The sequence below is a fragment of the Glaesserella sp. genome, from assembly GCF_041817755.1.
In the GTDB taxonomy this organism is placed as follows: domain Bacteria; phylum Pseudomonadota; class Gammaproteobacteria; order Enterobacterales; family Pasteurellaceae; genus Glaesserella.
In genome coordinates, this window is the sequence record NZ_JBGYBX010000073.1 from 1 (window position 1) to 3,616 (window position 3,616).

4 protein-coding genes and 1 pseudogene are annotated in these 3,616 nt (G+C 44.5%); all 5 read right to left on the reverse strand.

From position 1 onward, the window contains the following. Positions 1-143: pseudogene (locus tag ACEYKX_RS11520) on the reverse strand (bifunctional histidinol-phosphatase/imidazoleglycerol-phosphate dehydratase); the annotation flags it as partial. A gap of 67 nt (positions 144-210) precedes the next feature. Next, on the reverse strand, positions 211-666 hold the full coding sequence (gene tnpA, locus ACEYKX_RS11525; protein WP_373767153.1) for an IS200/IS605 family transposase: 456 nt from the start codon (positions 664-666) through the stop codon (positions 211-213). A gap of 81 nt (positions 667-747) precedes the next feature. Then, complete coding sequence (hisC, locus tag ACEYKX_RS11530) at positions 748-1,800, reverse strand: histidinol-phosphate transaminase (protein ID WP_373767152.1); 1,053 nt, start codon at positions 1,798-1,800, stop codon at positions 748-750. 82 nt (positions 1,801-1,882) lie between these two features. Continuing rightward, positions 1,883-2,293 (reverse strand): ACT domain-containing protein, encoded by a 411-nt coding sequence (locus tag ACEYKX_RS11535; RefSeq protein ID WP_373767151.1) that lies wholly within the window; start codon positions 2,291-2,293, stop codon positions 1,883-1,885. Positions 2,294-2,440: 147 nt separating this feature from the next. Continuing rightward, positions 2,441-3,616: histidinol dehydrogenase (hisD, locus tag ACEYKX_RS11540; RefSeq protein ID WP_373780731.1), on the reverse strand; the 1,176-nt coding region annotated here is incomplete at its 5' end.

A 3,616-nucleotide genomic window follows, 5' to 3' on the forward strand; every position in this document is an offset into this window, starting at 1 on the left:
ATTTGTGTTTGAGTTTGAGCAAGGCGGGAATCACATTCGGTTCAAATTTGAGTTTTTCTAAACTGTCGATTTGAAAATCAGTTTTTTGGTTCGTCGATTAAGGTGCCGTCGCGGTCGATGAATAAAATAGATTGTTGTGTCATTTTTGTTCTCCTGTTCTTGCCACATACTGACGTATGTGGTTACGCATAGTGGCGATGCGCTGCATCACTATAAATCTTGTTCAAAAAATTTTTCGTTTATTTCAATTCCAGCCTCTGTAAGCAAGAATTTAACTTCTTCTATAAAATCAGCCGTTTTATGATGTTCTTTCTGATTTTTAATGTAATTGATGATTTTCTCTTTATCTTTCTCGCAGTAAGTTAGTGAGCAGTAGCCCCTAGACCACGCATAAAATTCAGGAAAAAGATGTTTATTTTCATCAATCCATTTATGTGTTGTGGTTTTCAATTTTTGCACAAACTCGGCAACCGAAAACATCGGGTGCAATTCAACAAAAAGATGAAGATGATCGGGCATACCGTTAATTCGATACAACACGGACTTATGTTCTCTTACAAATCCCCAAATATAGCGATAAAGCGCATCTTCATTTTCTTCTAAAATACTTGGCGTACCATATTTAGTACGGAAGATAATATGGTATAAATTTCTTGTATAGCTCATATTTTCCCTAACCTACCGCTACGGAGTAGCGGCACTATGCTTAACCACGTACGTCAGTGCGTGGTATCTGCATGGTTTCTCTTATATTGCCCCAATCGCCTCAACCACCCTCGCATTTTCCTCTTTCGTCCCCACCGTAATCCTTACACAATTCTGTAACCCGAGAGCTTTATGTTGATCCCTTAATATAATCCCTTGATCCCACAGTGCTTTGAATACTTTTGGACCGTCTTGGAATTTGACCAGCAAATAGTTGCCGTCGCTTTCAAAGACTTTTTCGACAAGCGGTAAGTTTTCGAGATTTTTTTGCAAATCGGCGCGCAGTGTTAAAACTTCTTCAACCCGTTGTTTGACTTGTGCGACACCTTGCACGCTCAAGGCTTGAGCGGCGATATCGGCAACAGGTACGGGGAGCGGATAAGGGGCGATGACTTTTTGTAGCACGTTAATCAATTCAGCGTTAGCAAGGGTAAAACCGCAACGTAAGCCGGCAAGGGCAAAGGCTTTGGAGAGTGTGCGGATAATGGCTAAGTGCGGATAATTTGGCAACTCATTTACCATTGTCGCTTGCGGGCAGAAGTCGATATAGGCTTCGTCCACCACCACAATCGCTTTACCTGCGGTGATTTGCAAAAGTTTGAGCAAATCCGACCGCTTGACCAGCGTGCCTGTCGGGTTGTTCGGGCTACACACAAACACCACTTTCACTCCGTCCAAATTACGTTCGATTTCAGGCAAATTGAGTTGGAAATCGGCAGTTAAAGGCACAGTTTTGAGCGCAATACCGCAGGTTTCTGCCGACACGCTGTACATTCCGTAAGTCGGCGGGCAGTACAACACACTGTCGGTCGGCTCGCAAAAAGCACGGATAATCAATTCAATACTTTCATCACCGCCACGGCTAACCAGTACATTTTCAGGCGCAACGCCGGCATAGGTGGCATAACCTTCAATCACCGCTTGCGGTTGAGGTTCGGGATAACGGTTAAACGTGCGGTCGGTTAAATCAAAGTTTGGCGAAAGCGCATATTCATTCGCATTCAGCCACACATCCCCCGAACCGCCTAAACGACGAGCGGATTGATATGGAGTTAGAGATTGGACGTTTTTTCTGGAGAGTTGTGAGATTTGCATATTTTATTCCTTGTAGGGGCAAATTACATTTGCCCCAAATATCGTGGGGATTTCAGGACGAAAAATATTTCGCTCCGACCATTTATTTTATTGCAGCATCTTGTTGTAATTTTTTTAAGACGCTCATTGCTAAATCAGCTTGTTCATAGGGAACGAAAATATGATCGTGATAATTCCCTGCAACAACATTACAGCTAATCTGAGCTTGACCCAATGCCGTTGCAAAAGCTGCCGTTAAACCAACTGCAGCAAGATCGGAATGTACGGTTAAAGTAATCCAAGCAGCACGAAATTGTGCGTTTAATTGATATTTTTGAGCTGTTTTTTCTGAAACAACAACAGATAAGCCTTCTTGCTCTTGAATAGAAGAAATAATTTCCGAGAGAGGAATTGCAGTGTCAGGTTCAACCGTAGCAAAGAGGTATATTCCTTCATTCAAGTGCGGTGTCATTGTACGTAATAATTCATTTAAGTTATTGATTGGTAATGTCATTTTTTATCCTCATATTGATTACGTTAATTATTTTTTTCATTAGATTTTTTCTTTTACCCATATTCTAATACAAAAGGCAAAATATTTTTTGCCCCAAATATCGTGGGGATTTCAGGGCGAAAAATATTTCTCCCCTATAATTATTTCCTATTTCCCGATTTTATTTAATCGAATCGACACCGCCTGCTTATGTGCTTCCAACTGCTCTGCACTTGCCATCAGTTCCACGGCTTTTGCTAAATCTTTAAAGCCTTGTGGCGTGAGTTCTTGCACGGTCATTCGTTTGCTGAAATCCGCTAAACCCAGACTGGAATAGGTGCGGGTGTAGCCGTAGGTTGGTAGTACGTGGTTGGTGCCGCTGGCGTAGTCGCCCATACTTTCGGGGCTGTATGCGCCTAAGAAAATTGAGCCTGCGTTATCCAGTTGATCGAGCAATGCGCGCGGATTTTCCACTTGTACCACCAAATGCTCAGGGGCGTAGGCGTTGCTGATTTGGACACATTGTTGTAAATCTTCGGCAATAAATACTCGACTATGCGAAAGTGCCTTACAAGCGGTCTCTTTGCGCGGTAATTTTGCAAGTTGGCGTTCGATGGCTTGTTCGGTGGCTTGGGCAAGCTCAGGGCTGTCCGTGACCAAAATCACTTGGCTGTCAGCACCGTGTTCCGCTTGGGAAAGCAAGTCGCTGGCGACAAAATCAGGATCGGCAAATTGATCGGCTAACACCAACACTTCCGAAGGTCCTGCCGGCATATCAATCGCAGCGCTGTTGAGCTGTTGGCTGACTTGGCGTTTGGCTTCGGTCACAAAGGCGTTGCCCGGCCCGAAGATTTTATCCACTTTCGCCACCGTTTCCGTGCCGAACGCCATCGCCGTAATCGCCTGCGCACCGCCTACGGCGTAAATCGTTTCGACGCCACATAAATTGGCTGTGTAGAGAATCTCATCGGTAATCGGCGGTGGCGTGCAGAGTACCACTTTTTGACAGCCGGCAATTTTGGCGGGAATAGCGAGCATCAACACTGTCGAAAACAGTGGCGCTGAACCACCTGGTATATACAGCCCGACTCGTTGAATCGGTCGAGTCAGCACTTGGCAACGCACGCCCGCTTGGGTTTCCACATCCACGGTTTGCGGTTTTTGCGCCTCGTGGAAGGTTTTGATATTGCGGTAGGCATTTTGAATCGCCTGTTTGAGTTCATCTGAAATGCGTTTTGTCGCTTGTTCGATCTGCTCTTTTGATACTACAAGGCTGTTAATTTCGGTTTTATCGAATTTCGCCGTCAGTTCAAATAATGCTTTATCGCCTTCGGTTTTCACTAA